Below are 26,982 nucleotides of genomic sequence, written 5' to 3'. Positions count from 1 at the left end.
CCGTATCCGCTCAGCCCTTGTCGAGGACGGCCATGTCGGCCGGGTCGACGCCGCCGAAGCGCCGGTCGCGCTGGGCGTACTCGACGCAGGCCCGCCACAGGTCGCGGCGGTCGAAGTCGGGCCACAGCACGTCCTGGAAGACCATCTCGGCGTACGCGCTCTGCCAGATCAGGTAGTTGGAGGTGCGCTGCTCGCCGCTGGGCCGCAGGAAGAGGTCCACGTCCGGCATGTCCGGGTAGTAGAGGTACTTCTGGATGGTCTTCTCGGTGATCTTCGCCGGGTCGAGCCGGCCGGCCTTCACGTCCTCGGCCAGCGCCTGCGCCGCGTCCGTGAGCTCCGCGCGACCGCCGTAGTTCATGCAGAAGTACAGGGTGAGCCTGGTGTTGTCCTTGGTCTGCTCCTGCGCGATCTCGAGCTCCTTGGCCACCGACTTCCACAGCTTCGGCATCCGGCCGACCCAGCGCACCCGGATGCCGAGCGCGTCGAGCTGGTCGCGGGACTTGCGGATGAAGTCGCGGTTGAAGTTCATGAGGAAGCGCACCTCCTCGGGCGAGCGCTTCCAGTTCTCGGTGGAGAAGGCGTACAGCGAGATCGATCCCACGCCCATCTCGATCGCGCCCTGGAGCACGTCGAGCACCTGCTCGGCGCCGACCTTGTGACCCTCGGTGCGGGGCAGACCTCGCTCCTTGGCCCAGCGGCCGTTGCCGTCCATGACGATCGCGACGTGCTCCGGGACGAGCTCGGACTGGAGCTTCGGCGGGTGGGCACCGGACGGGTGCGGCTCGGGAGTGCTGTACTCCCGGCGCTGGCGACCGAGGAGTCGTGCGATGGCCATGACGTGGTCTCTCCTAGCTTTTCTCTACGTACCGCAGGGAGCGCAGGCCGCGCTCCAGGTGCCAGTGCAGATAGGCGGACACGAGCCCGCTGCCCTCCCTGACGTGACGCGGCTCGCACGCGTCCGCCGTCGCCCAGTCGCCGGTGAGCAGCGCGCTGAGCAGGCCGATGGCCTCCGCTGAGGGTACGACGCTTCCGGGTACCCGGCAGTCGCCGCATATGACACCGCCCGCCCCGACCGAGAAGAACCGGTTGGGACCGTGGATCCCGCATCGGGCACAGTCCTCGAAGCTGGGCGCGTAGCCGTTCACGGCGAGGGAGCGGAGGAGGAAGGCGTCCAGGATCAGGTGGGGGGCGTGTTCGCCCCGGGCGAGGGTCCGCAGGCCGCCCACGAGCAGCAGGTACTGCTGCACGGCGGGCTCGCCCTCGTGGTCGGTGAACCGCTCCGCCGTCTCCAGCATGGCGGTGCCGGCGGTGTAGCGGGCGTAGTCGGTGACGATCCCGCTGCCGTACGCGGCGATGGTCTCGCTCTGGGTGCAGAGCGGCAGGCCGCGTCCGACCAGCTCACTCCCCCGGGCGAAGAACTGCACGTCCACGTGCGAGAACGGTTCGAGCCGCGCGCCGAACTTCGACTTGGTCCGCCGGACCCCGCGCGCCACGGCGCGTACGCGCCCGTGACCGCGCGTGAGGAGGGTGATGATGCGGTCCGCTTCACCCAGCTTCTGGGTGCGCAGCACGATGCCGTCGTCGCGGAACAGACTCATGCGCCCATTCTCGCGTACGGCGGAGGCGCCCCGGGCCGGAGCGGGGGAAGGCGCCGGGGCGGTGGAGGGGTCGCCCCGGGCCGGAGCCGTGCGGGGTCAGGGGACGAGCCCCCGCAGCCGGTACGTGTCCCCGTACCGGACCACGCCCCGCAGCGTCTCCACCGGGTCCAGGGGCCGGGCCATGCGCCGGTGGGGCCGATGGAGGAAGGGCAGCCCCGACCAGGGGTTGTCGGGGTGGTGGTGGCTGCCGCGCTCGGCGCCGGGGTCCTCGGCCCAGTAGAGCCAGACGCTGTCGCCGTGCCGCCGGACGACCTCGCCGAGGTACCAGACCGCCCCGGTGAGGAAGGCCCCGCCCAGGTCGGCGTCGAACGCCCCGGTGGTCGCGTACCGGCCGCGTACGAGGTCTTCGAGCCGGTCGAGGCTGTCGAGGGAGAAGTCCCAGGGGCCCGCGGCGGGGGCGGCCGCCGCCCAGGCGGGGAAGGCCTCCTCCCGCTCGCGGAGCCGGCCGGTCAGCCACGGGTCCTCCGGCTGCGGGCCGAGCGGGTCCAGCGGCGAGCGCTCCTTGACGGGTTCCCAGCCGGGGACGGCGGCCCGGCGGGCCTCCACGGCGGCGAGGAGCCGCTCCCGTTCCCCGGTGAGCTCGTGCCCGCTGCCCACGGCGACGGCGACGGCGATCAGGCCCGGCAGGGAGACGGGCGGCAGGCCGAGGGCCGGGTCCGGTTCGACGACCGGTTCCCCCTCCACGGGGTCGGCGTCCGTGTCGAGCCCCCACCGCCCGCCGCAGACGTCCATCAGGATCTCGCCGACGTAGACGCAGGCGGCCCGCTCGAACTCCTCGTCGGGCCCCTCCTCGTCGGCGAGCAGGGCCGCTTCGAGGTCGGTGAGCGAGGCCGGTGTCCAGTCGAAGGGGAACCCCTCGGGCAGGTGGACCTGTTCGAGCCGGTGGGCGAGGACGTGCGCGTCGTCGAGCCACCGCTCGACGAGGAGCTCCCGCGCGGCGGCGGAGTGGTCGTTGCTCATGCCCCAGAGCCTAGGCGGGCCCGTCCCCCGCATCCGCGGGCCCTTCGCAAAGTCCGCACACTGTAAGGGAGTTGACACAGACGACACGCACGGAACGTCTTGCGGCGACCACTGCGTCGGTGGCTATGGTGCTGGGCGGGGCAGCTGCCGCTACGGGGGCCACGCAGCGTCCCCTCCCGCACCGTCGCCGCGCGCGCCGGTGCTCACGCTTCCCTGCCCCCACGAGGGAATTCACATCGTGCACTCATCGATACGCGCCCGCGGTCGGCTGACCGCACGGGCGGCCGCCGTCGTGCTCGGCACGACCGTCCTCCTCGCCGGAGGCCTGCCCGGTCTCCAGGGCGAGGCTGAGGCGGCGCCCCAGCGCTGCATGGACAGGTACGGCACCACTCCGACACCACCGCCCCGCGCGTCGCTGCCGGGCTGGAAGCCCGCGGGACCCGGCCAGTGGTCGACTCCGAACGCCGAGCGGATCCTCTACCCGTACGAGCACCTCTCCAAGGGCTTCGACGGTCTGGCGGACCCCTCGGTGGTCGGCCTCCCCCAGGGGAACGACCCGAAGAAGTACCCGTGGGGCAGCATCGAGAACGCCGCCGCCACCTGGAAGGAGAAGCAGGCCGGGCCCAAGCCGTACGCCGGAGGCTTCAACGAGTGGCTGAACAACGTCTACATCCGCAACGAGGGCAACAACAAGCGCGGCGAGGGCTTCGAGCGCCAGGTCGTCCGCCACTTCAACCTCGGCGGGGTCGACTGGATCTGCCAGGGCAGCCTCAAGGAGCTGGACCCGCGGCTGTACCGGGAGCTGAAGGCCGAGCTCGGCAACAACTTCCCGCGCAGCACCCGGAACTTCGACGCGATCAACATGCGGACGAAGACGATCTACGAGATCAAGTCCGGGATCGGTTTCGACGCCAAGCAGCTCCCGGTCGACAAGGCGCTCGTCCAGCGCGGCTGGCGCGTGGTCTACATCAACGGCCAGGAACCCGACGCGAACACGATCAGGAAGTACAACGACGCGGGCATCAAGTACTACCGGCACTCCGCCACGCCCGACCCGCAGTTCAAGCAGACCACGTACATGCGCAAGGTCGCCGACGGCATGAACCCGGACCCCCGCAGGCCGGCCGTCGGCTCGGGCGTGGACATGACGCAGCGCTCGGCGCCCAACCCCGAGACCCATCGCCGGCAGGTGGAGCGGGCCCGCGGCCTCGTCCAGAACCCGGCGCAGAACATCCGCGGCCCCGGCGGCGTCGACTTCTCCACCCTCGACCTGTCGTACATCGGGCAGACGAAGAGCGGGAACCTCCACTACGCGTACAGCGCGAGGAACACCGACGAGGAGGAGAACCCGGGATACGGCGGCAAGGCGAAGGCCCGGCTCATCTCCGACGCCTTCTACACCTGGCTCGCCCTGACCCCGGACCACTTCTGGGTCAACCTCAACCCGGACGACCCGGGCACGATCATGAAGGCGCCGTTCGACAGGACCGACGCCGGGCGGATCCTCCTCGAGGCCGACATGGAGATGAAGCGCGAGTTCGGCCGCGCGCAGGATCCCGGGACCGAGGCGGGCAGGACGTTCTGGTACGGCATCTCCCGCGTCGACGGGGCGCCGTGCATGAACTCCACCCGGAACTGGATCGTGCCGAAGCAGGCCCAGGTGCGGCTCCAGGACGACGGCGTCTACATCCTCGACAGCCCTCTTGAGGTCAAGACGGTCGCCCAGGACTACGGCACCCCCGGTGGCGGTGGCGCGAAGTGCGATCTGACCAAGGAGCAGATCGCCCACAACATGCGTGTCTACCAGGACACGATCGTGCCGGTGGTCGAGAAGAAGATCAACGAGGACGCGAGGTACGCCGACCTGCGCCGCGTCTACAAGGCCCGCATCGGAGCCGAGTACGTCCGCCAGACGGTCACGAAGGACCCGACGGCGTTCGGCGGCTCCTTCAACCGGATCATCGACAGCGACGACGTCCGGCGCTGGCCCCTGCGCGGCGAGAACGCCTCGTGGGACAAGATGACCGTGTGGCGCGAGATGCGCCGCTCCTTCACCGAGGGCGACTACGAGTACGAACTCCCCCTCGGCGACAAGGTGTACATCTACACCACAGGTGGCGTGGACTTCTCGAAGCAGCCGCAGCGCAACATTCCCCGGACGACGTTCACCGCGCGGAAGCCCAACCTGGACGACGTCACCCGCCATGTGAAGAGCGAGGCCCTCTCCTACAAGGAGAACGGCCTCACGTTCCTCGGCGGTGACACCAGCGGCAAGGCGGGCGCCACGAACCCCACGCCGACCCCGACCCCGACCGCCCCGACCCCGTCGCCGACGAAGTCGGACCCGCCGAAGCCCACGGACACCCCGTCCACCCCGGCACCGTCGACCACACCCCCCGGCCCGGCCCCGACCCGGGACCCGCAGGACCCCGACGGAGACCTCGCCGACACCGGGTCGAGCGCCCCCGTCGGCCTGATCACCGGAATCGCCGCGGCCCTGGCGGCGGCGGGAGCGGCCCTGGTGTGGTGGAAGAGGCGACGCCCGAGCGGCGGCTAGGGGCGGGGACGGGAGTTGGACCGCACTTCACCTCCCGTCCGTTCGGGGCGACGAGCCGATCCGTACAGTTCGGGGCGTGGACATACCTGTCGCGTTCCGCTGGGCGATCGTGGCCCTGGCCGTTCTCCAGCTCACCGCCCTCGTCCCCGTCGTACGCCGGATGCGCCGCCCCGACCCCGCGGTCCGGACCGACGCACGCCTGGACCTCTTCGACGTGATCGCCTCCCTGACGCTGCTGGCCGGCGTCGGCCTGGAGAACGCCCCGCTGCTGCTCGTCGGCTTCGCCCTCCTGGGCGCGGTCATCACGGTGAAGGGGTTCCGGGCGCTCCGAAGGCACCAGCGGACCTGACCTCAGCACGACGGACGCCCGGCCGGGGACCCTCCCCGGCCGGGCGTTCCGCGTCCGTCGCGCGCCGTCAGGGCACCTCGCCCCGGCTTCGCGCGTTCACGTGCGCCGTGGCCGCGCTCAGCCGCTCGGCCGACGTCGCCTCCCGCACCCCCTCGGGCTCCACGTCCCACTCGCGTCCGCCGCCCAGCGGCCGGACCTGGACATAGGGCCCCTCGTGCCCCATGACCGTCCCGACCCGCCCGGTGCGGATCTCCACGACGTACGACCCGATGGGCAGTGTCATGACCGGTTCTCCTCCCCCGGCAGGACGGCGGCGGCGAGGAGCCGTGCCGTTTCCACCGAGCAGCATCCCAATTCGACGAGCGGCCTCGGAGGATCGGCGGCGAGGGTGACGACGTCGAGCCCGAGCGAGGGAAGCCTGATTCCCGCGCTCGCGAGTGCCTCGCGCAATTCCGTCACTGCCTCTTGTGCGGCTTCGATGGCCCCCGTGGTCGTCTTCATGATGTCTTCCTTCACCAACGTATGCCTTTCTGAATCCATTTCCTGCTTCGCCTCACCAGGGTGGGGCCGGATCCGTAGAATCGGCAGACGCGCGGGCCGTACAACTGTGGCGTCGGATAGGGGAGTTAATCCATGGCCAGAGGCAAGCGGCAGGACGTGTGGGTGTTCTTCGGCGAGCTGCTGAAGGAGCGCCGGGAGGCTGCGGGTCTTACCCAGGAGGAACTGGGCAGACGCGTGTTCGTCTCGGGTGCGTACATCGGCCTGTTCGAGCAGGGAATTCGAAAGCCGCAGCTGGACGTGGCGACGCGAATCGACGAGGTACTACAAACCGGCGGTATTTTCGAACGGACGTGTAGGGAACTCATCGAGAAGTCGCCGTACGCGTCCTATTTCCACGCGGTCGCGGAGCTGGAGGCGGTGGCGACGAAGATCTGCGAGTTCGCGCCGACGGTGATCCCCGGGCTGCTCCAGACGAAGGAGTACGCCCGGGTGGTGACGCTGGCCGCGAACCCCTTCGTCACGGAGGAGTACGTCGGGGAGAAGGTCACCTCGCGGATCGAACGGGCGCGGGTCCTCTCGGACGCTACAAGGCCCGAGTATTGGGTCACCCTGCACGAGAACGCCATGCTCACCCCGGTCGGCGGACCCGCCGTCATGGCCGAGCAGCTCGACCACATCGCGACCCTGATCCGGAAGCGGTGGGTGCTGGTGACCGTAGTGCCCCGCGCGGCGGGCGCGCACGCCTCCATGAACGGCATGCTCCAGCTCATGGAGTTTGGTGACCAGCCGCCAACGGCCTATACGGAGACGTCGTTTTCGGGGACGCTCCTCGATGATCCGGCGGTGGTGAAGCGCGCACAGCGCGCCTACGATCTGCTCAGGGTCGCCGCCTTGTCGCCGGAGGCGTCCCTGGCCCTGATCGAGTCGGCGGCGGAGGACTTCAGACGATGCGCGCGTACGACCTGACCAACGCCCACTGGTTCAAGAGCTCCCACAGCAACGGGGAGGGCGGCAGCTGCGTCGAGGTCTCCTACGACTTCACGGACACCGTCTGGCGCAAGAGCAGCTACAGCAACGGCGAGGGCGGCGACTGCCTCGAAGTCCTGGACGGCGTCGACGGCGTCGTTCCCGTCCGCGACAGCAAGCAGACCGAAGGCCCCGTCCTGGTCGTGGCAGCCGTCGCCTGGGCCGCGTTCGTCACGGCGCTCAAGGGCTGACGCGGACAGCCGTTCGCCCTAGGCTCGCGGCCATGTCGATCATCGCGTCCATACCCGTCCTCAAGGGACACGGCGGCATCACCCTGAGCGCCGCCCCCGAGGGGCTGTTCCTGGAGCGGCCCCGCGAGGAGCTCACGATCCCCGGCGAGGCCGTCGGGCGGGTGCGGGCCGAAGGAGGGGCCGTCGCCGTCGAGCTGCGGGCTCGCGCCGGGACCACGCCCGTGGTCCACCGGGTGGAGGGCGTGAGCGAGGCCGCCGCCACCGCCTTCGCCGACGGCGTGAACTCGCTGCTGCTGGAGCCGGACGAGGAGGTAGACGGCGCCGCGCTCGTCGTCCTGAGGACCTTCAGGACGCACTGGCAGCGAAGGCACCTGCGCCGGTTCATGTGGTTCGTGCTCGTGCTCCTCGGGGCGGTCGTCGCCCTGTCCGTCATCGCCGGGGTCACCGGAGGCGCCGGCTATGCCGTCGGCATCGCCGTGATCGGGCTGGTCACGGCCGTGACGCTCGGGGCCGGCGTCTACGAGTTCGGGCAGTGGGCCCACACGCGGCGGGTGCGCGAGCACGGCGTCAGGGAGTTCGCCCGGCCGGCCAACGTGCCGGGGACCTACCTCTACGTCGACACCACCGGGACGACCCGCACCGTGTCCCACCTCAGCCACGGTCCGTACCTGGAGGTCGCCTACGATCCGAAGGACCCGGCGGACGTCTACACGCTGAAGCCGGGGTTCATGCAGCGCCTGAGCATCTCGGCGGGGACGTTCCTCCTCCTCTGCGGGCTCGGGGGCCTGGCGGCCCTGGCCCTCGTGACGGTCGAGGCCCTCGCCGAGGGCGGGGCCTAGCCCGACTTTGGGAAGTCATAAGTTCGCCTTATGGGCTCATAGACCGGGGTCGGGTACCACTGTGCGCGGGATGTTAATTAGGGTGACCTAAGTGTCGGCGGCTTCGCCGCCATGTCGCTTGCGAAGGGAACCCAGTCATGCCCCGCCCCCTCCGGGTCGCGATCGTCGGCGCCGGCCCCGCCGGAATCTACGCCGCCGATGCGCTGCTGAAGTCCGAGGCCGCCGCCGAGCCGGGCGTGTCCATCGATCTCTTCGAGCGGATGCCGGCGCCCTTCGGCCTCATCCGCTACGGCGTCGCCCCCGACCACCCCCGGATCAAGGGCATCGTCAAGGCCCTCCACCAGGTCCTCGACAAGCCGCAGGTCCGCCTCTTCGGCAACGTCGACTACGGCACCGACGTCCACCTCGACGACCTGCGCGCCTTCTACGACGCCGTGGTCTTCTCGACCGGCGCCATGGCCGACCGCGAGCTGAAGATCCCCGGTGTCGAGCTGGACGGCTCGTACGGCGCGGCCGACTTCGCCTCCTGGTACGACGGCCACCCGGACGTCCCGCGCACCTGGCCGCTCGAAGCGGAGAAGGTCGCCGTCCTCGGCGTCGGCAACGTGGCCCTCGACATCGCCCGCATCCTCGCCAAGACCGGCGACGAGCTGCTGCCGACCGAGATCCCGCCGAACGTCTACGACGGTCTCAAGGTCAACAAGGCCGTCGAGATCCACGTCTTCGGGCGCCGCGGCCCGGCCCAGGCCAAGTTCAGCCCCATGGAGCTGCGCGAGCTGGACCACTCCCCCACCATCGAGGTCATCGTCAACCCCGAGGACATCGACTACGACGAGGGCTCGATCGCCGAGCGGCGCAAGAACAAGCAGACCGACATGGTCGCCAAGACGCTGGAGAACTGGGCGATCCGCGACGTCGGCGACCGCCCGCACAAGCTGTTCCTGCACTTCTTCGAGTCGCCGGTCGAGATCCTCGGCGAGGACGGCAAGGTCGTCGGCCTCCGCACCGAGCGCACCGAGCTGGACGGCACCGGGAACGTGAAGGGCACCGGCGCCATGACCGACTGGGACGTGTCGGCGGTCTACCGCGCGGTCGGCTACCTCTCCGACGAGCTGCCCAAGCTCCCCTGGGACACCACGACCGGCACCGTGCCGGACGAGGGCGGCCGGGTCATCGAGGAGACCGGCGAGCACATGGCCTCCACGTACTGCACCGGCTGGATCCGGCGCGGCCCCGTCGGCCTCATCGGCCACACCAAGGGCGACGCCAACGAGACCGTGGCGAACCTCCTGGACGACTTCGCGAACGGGCGCCTGCTGACCCCCGCCACCCCGGAGCCGGAGGCGGTCGTCTCCTTCCTGGAGGGCAAGGGCCTCACGTACACGACGTGGGAGGGCTGGTACGCCCTGGACGCCGCCGAGCAGGCGCTCGGCGAGCCGCAGGGCCGCGAGCGCGTGAAGATCGTCGAGCGCGAGGACATGCTCCGCGCGAGCGGCGCGATCGAGTAGCACCCCCGTACGGGCGGCCCTCGCCTCTTCCCGGTCCTACCCTGAAAGGACCGGGAAGAGGCGAGAGCCATGTCCGCACCCACGCTCTACACCCGACACACCCGCCACACCGCCGAGGCGGCCGACGCGGTCGAGCGCGCCAGGGAGGCCGCCGCCCGTGAGTCCTGGGCCGAGGCGTACGAGCTGCTCCACGCCCACGACCTGCACCCCTCCCGCGGGCTGACCGCCGACGACCTCTCCGTCCTCGCCGACGCCGCCTGGTGGTCCGGGCACGTCGACGAGTCCGTCACCGCCCGGCTCCGCGCGCACGCCGCCTACCTCGCGGCCCACGACCACCGGGGCGCCGGACTCGCCTCCTGGTGGCTCTCCTACGAGTACGCGGGGCTCGGACGGCCCGCCGCCGCGGCCGGCTGGCTGCACCGGGCCCGGCACCACCTGGAGGACCTGCCGGACTGCCCGGAGCAGTGCTTCCTCGCCTGGTCGGCGGCCGAGGAGGCCGTGGCGCACGGCGACCACGAGGCCGCCCTCGCCGCGACCCGCCGCATGACGGAGCTCGCGCTCGCCTCCGGCAGCCCCGACCTCCTCGCCCTCAGCCGCCAGGCCGGGTCCCGCGTCCTGTTCGCGGCCGGCCGCAGGACCGAGGCCCTCGCGCTCCTCGACGACGCGATGTGCGCGGTGGTGGCGGGCGAACTGAGCGGCATGTTCACGGGCTGGCTGTACTGCCTGGCCCTCACCCAGTGCATGGAGGCCGCCGACTTCGCGCGGGCGGTGGAATGGACGAACGCGGCGATGGAGTGGTGCGCCCCGCCGTGGCCGGGCCACCCGGCGAACGCGACGGCGGGGACCGGGGCGGCGGAGACCACGCCGGACGCGACGGCGGGGACCGGGGCGGCCGGGGCTGCGGGGACCGGGGCGGGCGCCGGGACCCCCGCTCCCCTCCCCATGACCGTGCCCGCCGACGAGAACCCGTTCCGGGGCGTCTGCCGGGCCCACCGCGTCGAGGTCCTCGACCTCCTCGGCATCTGGGCGCTCGCCGAGGCGGAGGCCCGGCAGGCCTGCCGTGAGGTGCCGGTGGACTGCCTGGAGTCGGCCGCCGCCGCGTACTACGCCGCCGGGGACGTCCAGCGCCGCCAGGGCCGCCTCGAAGCGGCCGCCGTCTCGTACGGGCACGCCCACGAACTGGGCCGGATCCCCCAGCCGGGCCTCGCGCTGCTGCGCCTCGCGCAGGGCCGGGCCGACGCGGCGGTGGCGGGCGTCGACCTGGCCCTGGCCTGCCGGGGCGAGGCCCACCACGACGTCCTGGGCCGGGCCCGCCTCCTCGCCGCCCGCACCGAGGTGGCCCTCGCCGTCCGTGACGTACCCGGAGCGGCGCGGGCGGCGGCGGAGCTGGACGCGCTCGCCGGGGACGTACCGCTGCTGCGGGCCCTGGCCGACACGGCCCTCGGCTCGGTGGCGCTGGCCCGCAGGGCCCCCGACGCGCTCCGGCTGCTGCGGCGGGCGCTCGCCGGGTGGCTGGAGCTCCGGGTGCCGTACGAGGCCGCGCAGGTGCGGATGGTGCTCGCGGCGGCCGACCGGGCGGCGGGCGACGAGGAGGCGGCCCGCCTGGAGCTGGGCACCGCGCGGGCGGTCTTCGAGCGGCTCGGGGCCGTACCGGACGCCCGGCGCGCGGCGGCGCTGCTCTCCGGCGGGTCACGGCGGCGGCTGCCGGGCGGGCTCACCGCGCGGGAGGCGGAGGTGCTGCGGCTGGTCGCCTCGGGCGGGACGAACAAGGACATCGCCCGGACTCTGGTGATCAGCGAGCACACGGTGGCCCGCCATCTGAACAACATCTTCGCCAAGCTGGGCGTCGGCTCCCGCGCCTCCGCCACGGCCTACGCGTACGCGCACGGCCTGGTCTGAACGGCCCACGCGGGGGCGTCGTCGACGCGTGGGCGGTTCGGGCGATGCGGGCGCCCGTCCCGCCGGGCTACACCGGACACATGACCACCACGACCGAACCCCTGGACACGCTTCGCGGTGCCGTGCGCGGCACCGTCGTGACCCGTGGCGACCCGTCGTACGACGTGTCCCGCCGGGTCTACAACGCCCTGCACGACCGCCGGCCCGCCGTCGTCGTCCACGCCGTGGACGCCGCCGACGTGAGCGCGGCCGTGCGGTACGCCCGGGAGCACGCCCTCCCGCTGGCCGTGCGCGGCGGCTCCCACTCCGTCGCCGGGTTCGGCACCGTCGACGACGGACTCGTCGTCGACCTGTCCCGGATGCGAGGCGTCCGGGTCGACCCGGAGGCCCGTACGGCACGGGCCGCGGGCGGTGCCACCTGGGGCGACTTCAACCACGCCACCCACGCCTTCGGGCTCGCCACCACCGGCGGGGTCGTCTCCACGACCGGCGTCGGCGGCCTCACGCTCGGCGGCGGCATGGGCCATCTCGCCCGCCGCTCCGGGCTGAGCTGCGACAACCTGGTCGCGGCGGACGTGGTGACCGCCGAGGGCACGCTCGTCGCCTGCGACGCCGAGCGGCACCCGGACCTGTTCTGGGCGCTGCGGGGCGGCGGCGGCAACTTCGGCGTCGCCGTCTCGCTCGCCTACCGGCTGCAGCCGGTCTCGGACGTCTTCGGCGGGCTGAGCTGCTATCCGCTGGACGGGGACGTGGCCCGGGCATGGGCGCGGCTCATCGCGGACTCCCCGGAGGAGCTGAACTCGATCCTCGTGATCGCCCTCGGACCCGAGGAACCGTTCCTGCCGGAGCGCTGGCACGGGCGGCCGATCTGCGCCGCGTTCACCTGCTTCAGCGGCCCGGAGACGGAGGACGGAAAGGTCCTCGCCCGCCTCGACGGGCTGGGCCCGGTCGTCGGCCGGTTCATGGAGCGCATGCCGTACCCGGTGATCAACACCCTCTTCGACGAGCAGCTGCCACCCGGCCTCCGCCACTACTGGAAGGGCCGTTTCAGCCGCGAGCTCTCGGACGGCGCGATCGACGTCCACATGGAGTTCGGCGGGACCATGCCGTCCATGGAGTCGGACACGGCGATCTTCCCGATCGACGGCGCCTGCCACCGGGTGGGCCCGGAGGAGACCGCGTTCGCCTACCGCGACGCCGTCTTCTCGCACTCCATCGGCGCCACCTGGACCGACCCGGCGGACTCGGAGCACGACATCGCCTGGACCCGCGCCTATGACGAGGCGCTGCGCCCGCACACCCAGGAGGGCGGCTACGTGAACTTCATGGACGCCGACGACCAGGACCGGACGCGGGGCAACTACCGGCAGAACTGGGACCGGCTGCGGACGGTGAAGCGCCGGTACGACCCGGACAACGTGTTCCGCCTCAACCAGAACATCGTGCCGTAGGAGAGCGCCCCGCCGGGCATCGCCCGGTGGCGGTTCCGGCCAGGTCGCGTCCGGGCGTCGCGGGCCGGGCGGGACCTTCCGGACACGATCTAGGAGACGGTCCTCGCCGAGGCGAGCAGCCGCACGGTGTCGTCGGGGGCGAGCGCGAGCGCGTTCCCGACGGTTCCGAGGACCTCCCGCTCGGCCGGGCTGTACATCCCGTCGGCGAGGGCGATCCGGGCGGCCTGGAGCAGGATCGACTCCCGCCCGGAGGGCGACAGGTGCGGGGTGAGCGGCTCCAGGGCCTCGTGCAGCTCGATCGCGAGGAGGGCCCCCTCGGGGTTCACCGCGGGCATGAAGCGCCCGGTGTCGGCCTCCAGGGCCTCGACCAGGTCGACGAGCTGGACGGCCGTGCACTCGGCGAAGCCGGCGGAGCGGACCGCGCTCACGGCCCGGTCCAGGGCCTCGCGGGAATCGGTGCCGCCGGCCGCGAGGACGGCCAGGGCGACGGTGTGCACGGCGTCCCGCAGCATCGCGGAGAACCGGCTCGTCGTGGGGTGGTCCAGCACCTCCGTGCCGAAGTGCGTGTGGCAGGCCGCGCACTCGACGACGGGGCCCGTACAGCCCCGGGGCAGGACCGGGACGCCCAGGACGGCGAACCTGCGGCGGCCGGTGCGCCGCCGGTAGTTCCGGTCGCCCCCGCACTCCTCGCAGAAGAACTCGCCGTCACCGACCGTGTTCCAGGAGGTGCGGATTCCGCAGACGCCCACTTTCCCACCACGTGAATTCCGGGCAGATCGCACACGCACCTCCTCAACGGCCCGGCTGCACTGCCGGCGTTGGCGTGATGTTAGCCACATCCTTGATGCGGCGTCAGCACCCCGTCAGGACTTCACCGCGGAGTTGGCCGAGACACGTCACTCTTCCGCCGGCGTCAGGAGGCGCGACGGCGCCGCTTTGCGAAGGCCAGGAAGCCTCCGCCGACGAGGACGGCGGCCACCGCGGCCGCGATCACACCGGGGCCGATGGCCGAACCGGTCGTCGCGAGATCACCCTCCGGGGTGGCGGACGGCGCCGGGGTCGGGGTGGTGCCCGGGGTGGTGGTGGCCTCGCCCGGGGCGGCGGGCGTGGACGGGGAGGCGAGAAAACGAAACCGTGACGCGGCTCACACGCGAGACCGCCCCGCCGCCTCGGAAAGCTCGGAGAGGGGCGGGGCGGTCCGGTGGGAGAGCGGGTCAGCGGGCGGAGCGGTTGACCGCCGAGACGACCGCCTTCAGGGAGGCGCGGGTCGTGTTGGCGTCGATCCCGATGCCCCACAGGACCTGACCGTCGATGGCGCACTCGATGTACGAGGCGGCCTGCGCGGAGGCGCCCTCGCTCATCGTGTGCTCCTGGTAGTCCAGCAGGCGGGCGTCCACGCCGATCGACTGCAGGGCGGCGAAGAAGGCGGAGATCGGGCCGTTGCCGGAGCCGGACAGCACGGTCTCGGCGCCGTCCACGACCGCCTCGACGGTCAGGGTGTCCGTGCCGTCCGTGTCGGAGGTGGTCTGACCGGAGCGCAGCTGGATGCGCCCCCAGGCGTTCCGCGGGTTGGGCAGGTACTCGTCCTGGAAGACGGCCCAGATCGCGGCCGGCGTGACCTCGCCGCCCTCGGAGTCCGTCTTCTGCTGGATGATCTTCGAGAACTCGATCTGCATCCGGCGGGGCAGGTCCAGCTTGTGGTCGTTCTTCAGGACGTACGCGATACCGCCCTTGCCGGACTGCGAGTTGACCCGGATGACGGCCTCGTAGGAGCGGCCGACGTCCTTCGGGTCGATGGGCAGGTACGGCACCGCCCACTCGATGTCGTCCACGGTCACGCCGGCGGCGGCCGCGTCGGCCTCCATGGCGTCGAAGCCCTTCTTGATGGCGTCCTGGTGGGAGCCGGAGAAGGCGGTGTAGACCAGGTCGCCCGCGTAGGGGTGGCGCGGGTGGACCTCCATCTGGTTGCAGTACTCGCTGGTGCGGCGGATCTCGTCGATCTGCGAGAAGTCGATCTGCGGGTCGACGCCCTGGCTGAACAGGTTCATGCCCAGCGTCACCAGGTCGACGTTGCCGGTGCGCTCGCCCTGCCCGAACAGGCAGCCCTCGATGCGGTCGGCGCCGGCCATGATCGCCAGCTCGGCCGCCGCCACGGCCGTTCCGCGGTCGTTGTGCGGGTGGACCGACAGGCACACGTGCTCGCGGCGGGTCAGGTTCCGGGACATCCACTCGAACCGGTCCGCGTGCGTGGACGGCGTCGAACGCTCCACGGTGGCGGGCAGGTTGAGGATGATCTCGCGGCCCGGACCCGGCTGCCAGACGTCACAGACCGCCTCGCAGACCTCCAGGGCGAAGTCCAGCTCGGTGTCGGTGAAGATCTCGGGGCTGTACTGGTAGCCGAAGACCGTGCGCTCGTCGAGCAGCTTCTCCGCGTACTCCATGACCAGCCGGGTGCCGTCCACGGCGATCTGCTTGATCTGCTCCTTCGAGCCGCGGAAGACGACCCGGCGGAAGGTGGGCGCGGTCGCGTTGTACAGGTGGACGGTGGCGCGCCTGGCGCCGACCAGGGACTCCACGGTCCGCTCGATCAGGTCCTCGCGGGCCTGCGTCAGGACGGAGATGGTGACGTCGTCCGGGATCGCGCCCTCTTCGATGATGGAGCGCACGAACGCGAAGTCGGTGTCACCGGAGGACGGGAAGCCGACCTCGATCTCCTTGTAGCCCATGCGTACGAGCAGGTCGAACATCTCGCGCTTGCGGGCCGGGGACATCGGGTCGATCAGCGCCTGGTTGCCGTCGCGCAGGTCGGTGGACAGCCAGCGGGGCGCCTTGGTGATCCGCTGCTCGGGCCAGGTGCGGTCGGGGATGACCACGGCCTCGTAGCGGCCGTACTTGTGGATCGGCATCCCGGACGGCTTCTGCAGCTGCGTCGCGTTGGTGACGGGGGTGGGACGGCCGATGAACGGGGACTGCGACATGCGTAGGGCTCCTCGGGTCCAGCTGGGGACGGCCGACTGTCGAACGCAACACCAGGTCCCGCGGGGAGGGGGTCGGCCTACGACTACAGGCCCTCGCCGCGGCAGCTAAGGAGAAGCAGCCCGAAACGCATGATGTGCCGCAGCTTAGCCCAGGGGGACGGAGGCGGACGTCCCGTTTCAGTATGCGGGACGGCGCCCGCGTCAAGAGCGAACGGTGACGCATCACTCCATTTCGCCAATCCTCGTCGCATCTCGTGACACCGCCCTCACGCAGTGCCACATTGCGAGCATGACTCCCCACCCGGCTCGTCACACGCCCGTCTTCTGCACGATCGTCCCCCCGCACCTCCTGGAGCACCTGGCCCACTCCCCGAACCCGGCCGTCGCCGCCGCCGCCCGCCGCACCCTCGTGGCGGACGCCTCGGCCCGTACGTTCCGGGTCCTGCCGCTGCCCGGCAGCGCGCCCACCCTCTCCCCCGCCGAGGCCGGCCGGCCGCACCGCACGATCCACGACTGCGAGCACCGCACCGACCTGCCGGGCGTCAAGGTCCGGGGCGAGGGCGACGAGGCGACCGGGGACGCCACCGTCAACCGGGCCTACGCGGGCCTCGGCGCCACCTTCGACCTCTTCCTCAACGCCTACGGCCACGACTCGATCGACGGCTCCGGGCTGCCGCTCCTCGCCTCGGTCCACTACGACGAGAACTACGGCAACGCCTTCTGGAACGGCGAGCAGATGGTGTTCGGCGACGGCGACGACGAGATCTTCCTCGACTTCACGCTGCCCGTGGACGTCATCGGCCACGAGCTGGCCCACGGCTTCACCCAGTACTCGGCGAACCTGGAGTACTTCAGCCAGTCCGGCGCGCTCAACGAGTCCGTCTCGGACGTCTTCGGCTCCCTCGTGAAGCAGTACGCCCTCGGCCAGAGCGCCGGGGAGGCCGACTGGCTCATCGGCGAGGGCCTCTTCCACCCGAACGTGGAGGGGACGGCGCTGCGCTCCATGAAGGCCCCGGGCACGGCGTACGACGACGACGTCCTCGGCAAGGACCCGCAGCCCGGCCACATGGACGACTACGTCCGCACCGGCCGCGACAACGGCGGCGTCCACATCAACTCCGGCATCCCCAACCACGCCTTCTACCTGGCCGCGACCGAACTCGGCGGGAACGCCTGGGAGCGGGCCGGGCAGATCTGGTACGACGTGATGACCGGCGGGACCCTCACCCCCGAGGCCCGCTTCTCCGAGTTCGCGGCGGCCACGGTGGCGGCGGCGCGGGCGCGGTACGGCGACGGGGAGGAGATCCAGGCCGTCCTGAAGGCCTGGTCGGCGGTGGGCGTACCGACCGACTGATCCGGCTGGTACACAGGTCCCATGCGGATTCGAGTGCGGCGCACGGGCGGTTTCGCGGGCATCGAACGGTCGGCGGAGGTGGACACCTCCGGCCGGCCGGACGCCGGCGAGTGGCACACCCTGGCGGTGACGGTCCTCGCCGACGCCGCCGCCGACGGCGAGGAGGCGGCCGGGGACGTGCCGGACGGCTTCCGGTACGAGATCACCCTCGACGACCGTACGGTCCGCTGCGGCGACCCCCGCCTCACGGACGCGCAGAGGACCCTCGTCACGAGGGTCCTCAAGGAAGGCGCGTAGAGCGGAGGCGGGTGCTAGAACCCCAGCTTCCGCAGCTGCTTCGGGTCGCGCTGCCAGTCCTTCGCGACCTTCACGTGCAGGTCGAGGAAGACCGGGGTGCCGAGCAGCGCCTCGATGTGCTTGCGGGACTTCATGCCGACCTCCTTGAGGCGGCTGCCCTTCGGGCCGATGATGATGCCCTTCTGGCTGGGGCGCTCGATGTACACGTTGGCGTGGATGTCGAGCAGCGGCCGGTCCGCCGGACGGTTCTCCCGCGGGATCATCTCCTCGACGACCACCGCGATCGAGTGCGGCAGCTCGTCGCGAACGCCTTCGAGCGCGGCCTCGCGGATCAGCTCCGCGACCATGACCTGCTCCGGCTCGTCCGTCAGGTCGCCCTCCGGGTAGAGCGGCGGGGACTCCGGGAGCAGCGGGATCAGCAGGTCGGCGACGAGCTGGACCTGCTTGTCGCCGACGGCCGAGACCGGGACGATCTGCGCCCACTCGAAGCCCAGCTCCTTGCCGAGCAGGTCAATCGCGATGAGCTGCTCGGCGAGGGTCTTGGAGTCGACCAGGTCGGTCTTGGTGATGATCGCGACCTTCGGGGTCTTCTTGATCGCGGCGAGTTCCTTGACGATGAACTTGTCGCCGGGGCCGAGCTTCTGGTCGGCGGGCAGGCAGAAGCCGATCACGTCGACCTCGGCCCAGGTGGTGCGCACGACGTCGTTGAGCCGCTCTCCCAGGAGGGTGCGCGGCTTGTGGAGGCCGGGGGTGTCCACCAGGATCAGCTGCGCCTCCGGGCGGTGCACGATGCCGCGGACGGTGTGCCGGGTGGTCTGCGGCCGGTTCGAGGTGATGGCCACCTTCTGACCGACCAGAGCGTTCGTGAGGGTGGACTTGCCCGCGTTGGGGCGGCCGACGAAGCAGGCGAAGCCGGCCCGGTGGACGGCTTCGGTTTCTTGGTTGCGAGCGCTCATGGGGGCCATTGTCCCCGATGAGCACCCCCCTCACGTACTCACGTGCGCGTCCGGTCCCGTACGGGCCGTCCTGTACCGCCGTATCCGCAGGCCGAAGAGGCCCGCGGCACCCCCCACGAGCAGGGTCGCGGCGGCGAGCCAGGGCAGTGCGAGGAAGGAGACGGTGCCGGTCTCCCTCACGTCCTTGGCGGTGGCGGTGAGGGTGATGTCGCCCCAGTCGAGCTGCGGGGAGCCGGTCCACCGCTCGGTGAGGCGGATCTTCTGCCGGGGCAGCAGCTCGGCCGGCACCTTCGCCAGGTCGCGGTCGAGGAGGGTGCGTCCGAAGAGTCCCTCGGCCCGGAGGGCGACCCTGGGGTTGAGGGTGACGTTTCCCCGGTTGTACAGGGTGTACGACACGACGGCGTTGCTCGTCCGGGTGCCGGGGACCAGCGGCCGGTCCTGGTCGAGGCTGACGTCCTCGACGGCGAGGGCGGGGACGGTCGGCCCGTTCACCCGGAGGTAGAGGCGGGCGGCGACCGCGCGCTGGACGCCGACGGCGACGGAGCCCTTCCCGCCGGGCCTGATCCGCTCGTCGAGGGCGACGAGGGCCCCCGGGTGGTCGCCGGGGTCGGCGTCGGCGGGGACGGTCAGCGTGTAGGGCACGGTGACGGCGGAGCCGGGCGGGACGGTGATCCTGGTCCGCTCGGGCTTGATCCAGGCACCGGCGCCGGTCTGCCTCTCCTGCCGGGTGCGGACGGCGAAGCCGCCGTCCCGGTCGGTGTTGTAGGCGTCGGCGCCGTAGAGCCGGAAGGTCAGTGGGGCGGTCGTCTTGTTGGCGACGGTGACCCGGTCGGTGACGGTGGAGCCGGGGTCGGCGGAGAGGAAGAAGTAGGGACGGCTGCCCAGCCGGGCGGCGGCCGGATAGACGGCCCACTCGCCGTTCTCGGCGGCCGAGGCGCTCGGCGCGGCCCCCAGGACGGCGAGGAGGAGGCTGCTCAGGAGGAGGACGTACGACTTGAGGCGCACGGGTGCGAACCCCCGGGGTGCGGATCGGAGCGGGCCGACCGGGTGCGCGCCCGGCCCGCCGCGCGGTCAGGACAGGGTCAGCGTCAGGACGCCCGCGTACGAGCCCGGCGCCGTGAAGGCCGGGACGTCGAGGGAGAGCCCGGCGTCGACGGTGAACTCGCCGCCCGTGACGGCGCCGTTCGGCGTGGAGGCGAGGGTCGCGCCGCCGCTGCCGACCGGGCCGGCCGAACCGGCCGCGCAGGTGCTGGGGCTGCCGGCCTTGGCGGTGCAGGCCGGGGTCCAGCTGAGGCTGCCGGCGCCGATGGAGCCGCCGGGACCGGTGAAGTCGGTGACCTTGCCGGTGAGGGACCAGCCCGCGGGGCCGCCGCGGAAGTCCTTGACCGTCACCGTCTTCAGGTCGCCGGTGGCGGCGCCGCCCTGGCCGAAGTCGACCGAGGACAGCTGGACGGCGTCCCCGGCCTGGGTCATGGACAGTTCGCCCGCCGTGACGGCCGCGGTGATCTTCTGGCTGTCCGGGGGCTGCGGCGTGTCGTCGACGACGGTGTACGCGGCGGGCCCGGCGCCCTTGTCGGCGTTCCAGGCGGCGCCCTCGTACGCCACGACCCCGGTGGTCGCCTTGTCGTTGACCTTGAGGCGCGCCGCGAAGGAGCCGTCGCTGTCGGTGGTGACGGTCATCCTGTCGGCGGTCTCCGCCGCTCCGGCGCGGCCGACGACGGTGACCTCGGTGAGCGGGGTGAACCTCGAGCCGTTGACGGTGACCCGGACGCCGGGGGCGCCGGATGCCGTGTCGAGCTGGAGCGCGCGGGTGTTGGGGCTGGTGACGGGGCTCGCGACGACCGTCTCGGAGACCGGGGCGGGCGGGTTGAGCACCGTACAGGGGGTGTCCAGCTCCATGATGTAGCTGGTGTGGATGTTGTAGTCGCCGGGCGAGAGCGTGATCGATCCGGCCTGGGTGACCGTGAAGGTGCCGGTCATGGAGAAGGCCGGGAAGGTGCCCTTGCCGGGGACCGGCGGGTTCTTCTTGGGGCCGGTGACAGTCACCGCCCCGGTCTGGGCGCCGCCGAGGGTGACCTTGCCGCTGGGCGTCATGATGTCGGCCGGGAGCGCGAGGTCGACGGGGTTGGACGCGGCGGGCCTGGTGATCGTGTAGGTCACGGTCACGGTGTCGCCGACCTTGGGGCTGGCCCTGTCGACGGTGATCTCGGCGGTGGTGGTGCCCGTGATGGGCGGGATGCCGGCGATCGGCGGCGGGACGCAGCGGGTCTGGAACTCCACCGGCTGCGAGGTGGTGGTCGCGCCGGCCGGGGCGGCGAGCGCGCCGCCCGTGACGGCGAGGGCGGTGGCGCCGAGGACGGCGGTCCAGCGCCGTCTTCGGGCCGCCGCCCGGGATCGGGTGAGTGCCATGGGTGTGCCCCCTCCTAGGGATGAGTGGGCGCCATTGACGGCTGCGGGCGGAGAGAAGTCAATGCAAGCGAGAGACATCGACTGATGACCCATCAGATACTGTCAAGATCGCGGCTCCGCGGACGTTTCCGCAGGTCACGGCAGTGACCGGTGCCGCCTACGGCGACACCGGTCCGGGACGGTACGAGGCTCGGCCGCAGCCGCCCCGCGCGGGGCTCAGCTGAAGACGAACGGGCCGGGCGACTGCGAGGTCAGGGCGTCACAGTTCACCGGGACCCCGAAGATCACCATCTTGAGGGCGACACCCGCGAAGTACGAGTTGAGGCTGTCACCCGATGCCACCGTCCCGCTCAGCGGACCGATGACCACGGAGCCCCCGGCGGGGAGCGCGGGGTTCTTCTTCCCGGTGAAGACCCGCGTGCCACCGCCGGCCTTCGCCATCGTGAGCGTGGCGTTGATCTGGTTGGCGCCGACCGCGATCGGCGTCGTGACGGCCGAGGTGACGGTGATGGTCGCGGCCGTGCCGCTCTGCGTCGCGACGAGGGTGGCGCTGCCGCCGCCCCACGATCCGCAGTCGTACGTCGCCGTCGCCGACCCCGGCGAGACGGCGGCGGCCGTCGGCGCGAAGGCGAGCGAGGCGGCGGCGAGTCCTCCGGCGAGGACCGCGACGGTTCCTAAGGTGCTTCTGCTTCTCATGGTGGGTTCGAACCCCTTCCGATGACGAACGCAGGGGTGCGGACACTGCGTGAGGGACGAGAGATCTGACGGTCCGTCGGGCGAACCGCTGTTCATTGAGACGCAGACGACCGGGGAAGGCAAGAGAAGATGCGGTGATCCTTCACAAGGACACAAAGGCGCGGGGTCCGGCGCGCGCGCCGGACCCCGCTGTCCTGTTCCCACCGCCCCGCCGGGAGCGGCCGGGCTCTCCGTCTCAGCCCGCCGTGACCGCCGCGCGGAGCTGCCCGTCGGGGCCCGCGAGCAGCACCGGGGTCTGCGGGCCGCCGAGGTCGCGCACCGCCGCGCGGTCCTCGTCCGAGGCCGCCTCGGCGTTCGACACGACGGCCGCCGCCTCCAGGGACTCGGCGCCGCTCGCCACCGCCATGGCGACGGCGGTCCGCAGCGCGCTCAGCTTGAGCGACTCCAGCTCCACGGTCCCCGCCACATAGGTACGGCCGGTCTCGTCCCGCACCGCGGCCCCTTCGGACACGCCGTTGCGCGCGCGGGCACTCCGCGCCAGAGTGATGATCTTGAGGTCCTCGGCGCCGAGGTCGCCGTGCTCGCTGCTGAGTGTCATGCCCTGAGCATAGGTCCGGCCCGGAGATCGGCCCGCGACCGGCCTGGCGACCACCGCCCCCCACGGGCCGGCCCCTCCACCGATCAGCCCGCGACCGGGTACATCGCCCCCCGGCGCCCCTCCGGCGACGCCAGCCACTCCAGCTTCGCCGCCGTGTCCGCCTCCGGCAGCGGCGTGTGCATCACGATCACCAGGTCCGGACGGGCCGGGACCCGCAGCTGCGTCGCCTCCACGACGAGCGTGCCGACCAGCGGATGCTCCATCTCCTTGCGGTTCTGGCCGCCCGGCAGGATGTCCCGCCGCCCCCACAGCTCCGCGAACTCCGGGCTCAGCTCCTTGGCCTCCTCGACCACCGCCCGGAAGCCCTCGTCGTCCGGGCACTCCGAGCACGCCGAGCGGAACTGCGCGACGACCTTCGGCGCGAGCTCCTCCCAGTGGCCCATCCGCGAGCGGTACAGCGGGTCGGTGAAGAAGTTCACCAGGCAGTTCTGCGAGATCTCCGGCCGCATCCCGAGCACGATCGCCGCCGCGTCGTTGTACAGGACCGTGTTCCAGTACACGTCCATGATGTGCGCCGGGAACGGCATCCACGCGTCGATGAGCCTCCGCAGCCCCTCGCACATGTCCCGGTCCTCCGGAGCCGTCTCCGGGGCCGGCGGGTTCAGCGCCGCCAGGACGTACAGATGACGCCGCTCCGCCGGGCTCAGCCGCAGCACCCGCGCCACCGAGTCGAGCACCTGCGGCGAGACCGTGATGTCCCGCCCCTGCTCCAGCCACTGGTACCAGGAGACCCCGACCCCCGCGAGGACCGCGACCTCCTCCCGGCGCAGCCCCGGCGTGCGGCGCCGCGCACCACCGTCCGGCAGCCCCGCCTCCGCCGGGCTCACCCGGGCCCGACGGCTCATCAGGAACTCGCGCAGTTCGCCCAGTCGGTGCTGCTTCATCGTGGTGCTCTCGAGAGCGGTGGCCACGTGTGCTTCCTCCCCCTGGATGCCTGGTGGTGCGACCAACAGGATAAGTTCCCGCTCCCCAGCGATGTTCCCGGACGCCGAGGGTGAGGTCATGACCACGCTGACCACTCCCCCCGCCGACCCCACGGCCCCCGCCGCTCCCCCGGCCCTCACCGGCCGCACGAGACTCATCCTCTTCGTCCTGTGCGCCGCCCAGTTCATGGTCGCGCTCGACTTCTCCGTACTGAACGTGGCCCTGCCCGTCCTCGGCGCCGACCTCGGCCTCGGGCAGTCCGCCCTCCAGTGGGCCGTCACCGCCTTCGCCCTGCCCTCCGGCGGCTTCCTGCTCCTCTTCGGCCGCGTCGGCGACCTCTACGGACGCAAGAAGCTCTTCCTCGCCGGGCTCGCCCTCTTCGGCGCCGCCTCGCTGCTCGCCACCTTCGCCTGGAACCCGGCCGCCTTCCTCACCGGACGCGCCCTCCAGGGCATCGGCGCCGCCGCGATCGTCCCCACCGGCATGTCCCTGCTGACCACCACCTTCCCCGAGGGCCCGCTGCGCGACCGGGCGCTCGGCATCTCCGGCACACTGCTCTCGCTCGGCTTCACCGTCGGCATGGTCCTCGGCGGCGTCATGACCGACGCACTCGGCTGGCGCTCCACGATGGGCCTGCTCGCCCTCTTCAGCGTCATCGTGCTGCCGCTGGCCCCCGGTCTGCTCCCCGAGTCCCGCACCCCCGAGCGGCCCCGGCTCGACGTGCCCGGCGCGGTCACCGTCACCGGTGGTCTGCTCGCACTGATCTACTCCCTGTCGACGGCCGCCGAGCACGGCTTCGGCGGCACGAACGTGCAGGTCACCCTGGTGGTAGGCGTCCTGCTGCTCGCGGTCTTCGTCCGGGTGGAGTCCCGGCACGCGGCCCCGCTGGTCTCGCTGCCGATGCTGCGGCGCGGCACCATCGCCTTCGGCAACCTGGGCGGTCTGGTCACCTTCTCGATGATGTCGACGGTCGTCTTCGTGCTCACCCTGTACCTCCAGGAGACGCTCGGCCTGTCGGCGTTCGCGACCGGCCTGGTCTTCGGCGTGCAGGGCGTGGTGTCGGTCGTGGCCGGCCTGCTCGCGCCGAAGGTGATCGGCCGGATCGGCGCCCGCCGCACCCTGGTCGGCTCCCTCGCCGGACAGGCCCTGCTCACGGCCGCGCTGCTCGGCGTCACCGAGCACGCGGGCGCGGTCCTGGCGACGGTCGCGGTCTCACTGGCGTCCATGTGCCACCTGGGCGCGATCATCTCGTACGGACTGACCGTCACCTCCGGTGTCCCGGACGAGGAGCAGGGCCTGGCGACCGGCCTGGTGACCACCACCCAGCAGGTCGGCCTCACCGTCGGCATCCCGCTGCTCGGCGTGCTCGCCACGACCGGCGGCGACCTGTACGGGGGTGTCCGCACGGTCCTCGCCCTGGACGCGGCGATCGTGCTCGCGACGGCGCTCCTCGTCGGCGTCGGCCTGCGCCGCCGGTCCTGAACGACGACCGGCGGCGGAGTGGGTGCCACGGAGCCCGTACGCGAGGACCACGGCCGGCCGGGGCGGAGCCCGTGACGGGAAGGTGGGTCAACGGCCGGTCGGGGCGGAGCCGTACCGGTAGGGCTACGGCCGGTCGAAACGGAGCCGTACGGCCTTCGGCAGGCCCGCGACCACCAGGTCGTACGAGTCCTCGACCAGCTCCCGGACCATCCGGTCCGGGAGCTCTCCGACGGTCACCGTGTTCCAGTGCCGCTTGCTCATGTGATAGCCGGGCACGATCGCGGGATGCTCCTCGCGGAGCCGTACCGCCTCGTCCGGATCGCACTTGAGGTTGACCCTCAGCGGCTCGGAGTCCAGCGCCGCCAGCGCGAACAGCTTCCCCGCGACCTTGAAGACGGAGGTCTCCGGGCCGAACGGGAACTCCTCCGACGCGTCGTTGAAGTCGAGACAGAAGGCTCGCAGCTCCTCGGGGGTCATGCCGGATTCTCCCCCCGTTCCAGCGATTCCGTCGGCTCCACGAGAACGGTGACGATCTTGTTCCGCCGGCCGGCCGGCGCCTCGGCCGTCAGCCGCAGCGCACGCCCGTCCGGCAGCTCCACGACCGCCTTCGCGCCGGCGATCGGAACCCTGCCGAGCGCCTTGGCGAGCAGACCGCCGACGGTCTCCACGTCCTCGTCGTCGTACTCGTCGGGTCCGTAGCCGTACAGCTCCCCGAGGTCCCCGATGTCGAGCCGGGCGGTCACCCGGTGGCGGCCGTCGCCGAGCTCCTGGACCGGCGGCAGCTCCCGGTCGTACTCGTCGGTGATCTCGCCGACGATCTCCTCCAGGATGTCCTCGATGGTGACGATCCCCGCCGTGCCGCCGTACTCGTCGACGACGACGGCGACGTGGTTGCGCTCCTGCTGCATCTCGCGCAGCAGGTCACCGGCGTTCTTGGTGTCCGGCACGAAGGCCGCGGCCCGCATCGCCGTCGACACCAGGTCCGCCTCGGACTCCCGGTTGATGTGCGTCTTGCGGACCAGGTCCTTCAGGTACACGATGCCGACGATGTCGTCCTCGTTCTCCCCGGTCACCGGGATGCGCGAGAAACCGGAGCGCAGCGCGAGCGTGAGGGCCTGACGGATCGTCTTGTACCGCTCGATGCAGACGAGGTCGGTCCGCGGCACCATCACCTCCCGCACGAGCGTGTCGCCCAGCTCGAAGACGGAGTGCACCATCCGGCGCTCCTCGTCCTCGATCAGCGACTCCTGCTCGGCGAGGTCCACCATCGCCCGCAGCTCCGCCTCGGAGGCGAACGGGCCCTTGCGGAACCCCTTGCCCGGCGTCAGCGCGTTGCCGATGAGGATGAGCAGCTGCGGGATCGGCCCCATGATCCGGGCCAGCGGCAGCAGGACGTAGGCGGCGGCCGTCGCCGTGTTCAGCGGGTGCTGCCGGCCGATCGTGCGCGGCGAGACGCCGACGGCCACGTACGAGACGAGGACCATGACGGCGATGGCGACGAGCAGCGCCTCCCAGGTCTCCGGGAAGGCCTCCAGGCAGGCGTACGTGACGAGGACACCGGCCGCCATCTCGCAGGCGACCCGGACGAGCAGCGCCACGTTGAGATAGCGGGTCGGGTCGGAGGTCACCTGGGCGAGCTTCTCGGCCCCGCGCCGGCCGGACCGTACGGCCTCGGCGGCGCGGAAGCTGGAGACGCGCGCGAGTCCGGCCTCGGCGCAGGCGGCGAGCCAGGCCACGACGACCAGGGCCACCGCCCCGAGGATCAGCGAAACGTCCATCGGGGTCAGGAGACGGTCGGCGCCGGGGAGGGGCCGGTCAGGCCCTTCTCCGCGCGCCAGCCGTCGACGATCGCCGCCTGGAGACCGAACATCTCGGCCTTCTCCTCGGGCTCCTCGTGGTCGTACCCGAGGAGGTGGAGCACCCCGTGGACGGTGAGGAGCTGCAGCTCCTCGTCCATGGAGTGCTCCGTCGGCGCGTCCTTGCCCTGCTGGGTGGCGACCTCGGGGCAGAGCACGATGTCGCCGAGGAGCCCCTGCGGGGGCTCCGCGTCGTCCTTCGTCGGCGGACGCAGCTCGTCCATCGGGAACGACATGACGTCCGTCGGTCCCGGCAGGTCCATCCACTGGATGTGGAGCTGCTCCATCGCCTCCGTGTCCACGACGATCACCGAGAGCTCGGAGAGCGGGTGGATGCGCATGCGCGCGAGCGCGTAGCGGGCGATGTCGAGGATCGCCTGCTCGTCGACCTCGGTGCCGGACTCGTTGTTGACGTCGATCGACATGTGTTCTG

Annotated in this window: 27 protein-coding genes; 11 read left to right on the top strand and 16 right to left on the bottom strand. The window is 71.8% G+C overall.

Annotated elements, in window-relative coordinates:
- Window positions 1-10 precede the first annotated feature (10 nt).
- The 3 genes from ACRRSS_RS05780 to ACRRSS_RS05770 form a co-directional block, all read right to left on the bottom strand.
- Complete coding sequence (locus ACRRSS_RS05780; protein ID WP_435970126.1) at window positions 11-835, bottom strand: isoprenyl transferase; 825 nt, start codon at window positions 833-835, stop codon at window positions 11-13.
- 13 nt (window positions 836-848) lie between these two features.
- Window positions 849-1,598 carry a DNA repair protein RecO gene (gene recO / locus ACRRSS_RS05775; RefSeq protein WP_351901432.1) on the bottom strand — a complete coding sequence of 250 codons (750 nt, stop codon included), beginning with the start codon at window positions 1,596-1,598 and terminating at the stop codon, window positions 849-851.
- Between the two features lie 96 nt (window positions 1,599-1,694).
- On the bottom strand, window positions 1,695-2,618 hold the full coding sequence (locus tag ACRRSS_RS05770) for a hypothetical protein (RefSeq protein WP_435970125.1): 924 nt from the start codon (window positions 2,616-2,618) through the stop codon (window positions 1,695-1,697).
- Between the two features lie 238 nt (window positions 2,619-2,856).
- Between ACRRSS_RS05770 and ACRRSS_RS05765 the strand changes: the two genes are divergently transcribed.
- Entirely contained in the window at window positions 2,857-5,175 is a 2,319-nt protein-coding gene (locus ACRRSS_RS05765) for a hypothetical protein (RefSeq protein WP_435970124.1), read from the top strand.
- A gap of 76 nt (window positions 5,176-5,251) precedes the next feature.
- Complete coding sequence (locus ACRRSS_RS05760; RefSeq protein WP_435970123.1) at window positions 5,252-5,524, top strand: hypothetical protein; 273 nt, start codon at window positions 5,252-5,254, stop codon at window positions 5,522-5,524.
- A gap of 67 nt (window positions 5,525-5,591) precedes the next feature.
- On the opposite strand, the gene ACRRSS_RS05755 is transcribed toward ACRRSS_RS05760, so the two are convergent.
- Together ACRRSS_RS05755 and ACRRSS_RS05750 are read right to left on the bottom strand one after the other, a co-directional pair.
- The gene (locus ACRRSS_RS05755; protein WP_435970122.1) at window positions 5,592-5,807 is read right to left on the bottom strand and encodes a hypothetical protein; all 216 of its coding nucleotides are present in this window, start codon (window positions 5,805-5,807) and stop codon (window positions 5,592-5,594) included.
- A complete protein-coding gene (locus tag ACRRSS_RS05750) occupies window positions 5,804-6,025 on the bottom strand; it encodes a hypothetical protein (protein WP_435970121.1) in 222 nt (73 codons plus the stop codon). The genes ACRRSS_RS05755 and ACRRSS_RS05750 overlap by 4 nt, the downstream gene beginning before the upstream one ends.
- A gap of 132 nt (window positions 6,026-6,157) precedes the next feature.
- On the opposite strand from ACRRSS_RS05750, the gene ACRRSS_RS05745 reads away from it, so the two are divergent.
- The 6 genes from ACRRSS_RS05745 to ACRRSS_RS05720 all read left to right on the top strand — a co-directional run bounded on the left by ACRRSS_RS05745 (window position 6,158) and on the right by ACRRSS_RS05720 (window position 12,939).
- A complete protein-coding gene (locus tag ACRRSS_RS05745) occupies window positions 6,158-6,991 on the top strand; it encodes a helix-turn-helix domain-containing protein (protein WP_435970120.1) in 834 nt (277 codons plus the stop codon).
- Entirely contained in the window at window positions 6,973-7,242 is a 270-nt protein-coding gene (locus ACRRSS_RS05740) for a DUF397 domain-containing protein (protein ID WP_435970119.1), read from the top strand. The genes ACRRSS_RS05745 and ACRRSS_RS05740 overlap by 19 nt, the downstream gene beginning before the upstream one ends.
- A gap of 32 nt (window positions 7,243-7,274) precedes the next feature.
- A complete protein-coding gene (locus ACRRSS_RS05735; protein WP_435970118.1) occupies window positions 7,275-8,081 on the top strand; it encodes a hypothetical protein in 807 nt (268 codons plus the stop codon).
- A gap of 137 nt (window positions 8,082-8,218) precedes the next feature.
- Window positions 8,219-9,589, top strand: coding sequence for an FAD-dependent oxidoreductase (locus tag ACRRSS_RS05730; RefSeq protein WP_435970117.1), 1,371 nt, complete (start codon window positions 8,219-8,221; stop codon window positions 9,587-9,589).
- Window positions 9,590-9,658: 69 nt separating this feature from the next.
- On the top strand, window positions 9,659-11,488 hold the full coding sequence (locus ACRRSS_RS05725) for a LuxR C-terminal-related transcriptional regulator (protein WP_435970116.1): 1,830 nt from the start codon (window positions 9,659-9,661) through the stop codon (window positions 11,486-11,488).
- 80 nt (window positions 11,489-11,568) lie between these two features.
- Window positions 11,569-12,939: an FAD-binding oxidoreductase gene (locus tag ACRRSS_RS05720; RefSeq protein WP_435970115.1), complete on the top strand. Its 1,371-nt coding sequence runs from the start codon at window positions 11,569-11,571 to the stop codon at window positions 12,937-12,939.
- Window positions 12,940-13,028: 89 nt separating this feature from the next.
- Here the strand turns inward: ACRRSS_RS05720 and ACRRSS_RS05715 are convergent, their stop codons facing one another.
- Window positions 13,029-13,721, bottom strand: a complete 693-nt coding sequence (locus tag ACRRSS_RS05715) for a TerB family tellurite resistance protein (RefSeq protein ID WP_435970114.1) — start codon at window positions 13,719-13,721, stop codon at window positions 13,029-13,031.
- 432 nt (window positions 13,722-14,153) lie between these two features.
- Window positions 14,154-15,917, bottom strand: a complete 1,764-nt coding sequence (gene leuA, locus ACRRSS_RS05710; protein WP_435970113.1) for a 2-isopropylmalate synthase — start codon at window positions 15,915-15,917, stop codon at window positions 14,154-14,156.
- Window positions 15,918-16,206: 289 nt separating this feature from the next.
- Between leuA and ACRRSS_RS05705 the strand changes: the two genes are divergently transcribed.
- Both ACRRSS_RS05705 and ACRRSS_RS05700 read left to right on the top strand, forming a co-directional pair.
- Window positions 16,207-17,271: a M4 family metallopeptidase gene (locus ACRRSS_RS05705; RefSeq protein WP_435970112.1), complete on the top strand. Its 1,065-nt coding sequence runs from the start codon at window positions 16,207-16,209 to the stop codon at window positions 17,269-17,271.
- Window positions 17,272-17,292: 21 nt separating this feature from the next.
- Window positions 17,293-17,568 carry a protealysin inhibitor emfourin gene (locus tag ACRRSS_RS05700; RefSeq protein WP_435970111.1) on the top strand — a complete coding sequence of 92 codons (276 nt, stop codon included), beginning with the start codon at window positions 17,293-17,295 and terminating at the stop codon, window positions 17,566-17,568.
- A 14-nt stretch (window positions 17,569-17,582) separates the two neighbouring features.
- On the opposite strand, the gene era is transcribed toward ACRRSS_RS05700, so the two are convergent.
- The 6 genes from era to ACRRSS_RS05670 form a co-directional block, all read right to left on the bottom strand.
- Complete coding sequence (era, locus tag ACRRSS_RS05695; protein ID WP_435970110.1) at window positions 17,583-18,533, bottom strand: GTPase Era; 951 nt, start codon at window positions 18,531-18,533, stop codon at window positions 17,583-17,585.
- A gap of 21 nt (window positions 18,534-18,554) precedes the next feature.
- Entirely contained in the window at window positions 18,555-19,529 is a 975-nt protein-coding gene (locus tag ACRRSS_RS05690; RefSeq protein ID WP_435970109.1) for a WxL protein peptidoglycan domain-containing protein, read from the bottom strand.
- Window positions 19,530-19,595: 66 nt separating this feature from the next.
- A complete protein-coding gene (locus tag ACRRSS_RS05685; RefSeq protein WP_435970108.1) occupies window positions 19,596-20,933 on the bottom strand; it encodes a beta-xylosidase in 1,338 nt (445 codons plus the stop codon).
- Window positions 20,934-21,149: 216 nt separating this feature from the next.
- Window positions 21,150-21,629, bottom strand: a complete 480-nt coding sequence (locus tag ACRRSS_RS05680) for a hypothetical protein (protein WP_435970107.1) — start codon at window positions 21,627-21,629, stop codon at window positions 21,150-21,152.
- Between the two features lie 235 nt (window positions 21,630-21,864).
- Window positions 21,865-22,227 carry a cytidine deaminase gene (locus ACRRSS_RS05675; protein ID WP_435970106.1) on the bottom strand — a complete coding sequence of 121 codons (363 nt, stop codon included), beginning with the start codon at window positions 22,225-22,227 and terminating at the stop codon, window positions 21,865-21,867.
- A gap of 83 nt (window positions 22,228-22,310) precedes the next feature.
- A complete protein-coding gene (locus ACRRSS_RS05670) occupies window positions 22,311-23,171 on the bottom strand; it encodes a helix-turn-helix transcriptional regulator (RefSeq protein WP_435975261.1) in 861 nt (286 codons plus the stop codon).
- Between the two features lie 118 nt (window positions 23,172-23,289).
- Between ACRRSS_RS05670 and ACRRSS_RS05665 the strand changes: the two genes are divergently transcribed.
- Window positions 23,290-24,693: an MFS transporter gene (locus ACRRSS_RS05665; protein ID WP_435970105.1), complete on the top strand. Its 1,404-nt coding sequence runs from the start codon at window positions 23,290-23,292 to the stop codon at window positions 24,691-24,693.
- A gap of 123 nt (window positions 24,694-24,816) precedes the next feature.
- On the opposite strand, the gene ACRRSS_RS05660 is transcribed toward ACRRSS_RS05665, so the two are convergent.
- Genes ACRRSS_RS05660 through ybeY form a run of 3 tightly spaced genes read right to left on the bottom strand, consistent with a single transcriptional unit; the run spans window position 24,817 to window position 26,974 of the window.
- A complete protein-coding gene (locus tag ACRRSS_RS05660) occupies window positions 24,817-25,170 on the bottom strand; it encodes an MmcQ/YjbR family DNA-binding protein (RefSeq protein WP_435970104.1) in 354 nt (117 codons plus the stop codon).
- On the bottom strand, window positions 25,167-26,471 hold the full coding sequence (locus tag ACRRSS_RS05655) for a hemolysin family protein (RefSeq protein ID WP_435970103.1): 1,305 nt from the start codon (window positions 26,469-26,471) through the stop codon (window positions 25,167-25,169). Before ACRRSS_RS05655 ends, ACRRSS_RS05660 begins: the two co-directional genes overlap by 4 nt.
- A gap of 5 nt (window positions 26,472-26,476) precedes the next feature.
- Window positions 26,477-26,974, bottom strand: a complete 498-nt coding sequence (gene ybeY / locus ACRRSS_RS05650) for an rRNA maturation RNase YbeY (RefSeq protein WP_351901476.1) — start codon at window positions 26,972-26,974, stop codon at window positions 26,477-26,479.
- Between the last annotated feature and the right edge of the window lie 8 nt (window positions 26,975-26,982).

Source organism: Streptomyces sp. Qhu_M48, assembly GCF_051305195.1.
GTDB lineage: Bacteria > Actinomycetota > Actinomycetes > Streptomycetales > Streptomycetaceae > Streptomyces.
Note: the sequence above shows the minus strand (reverse complement) of the source record. Positions and strands in the feature narration are given on the sequence as shown.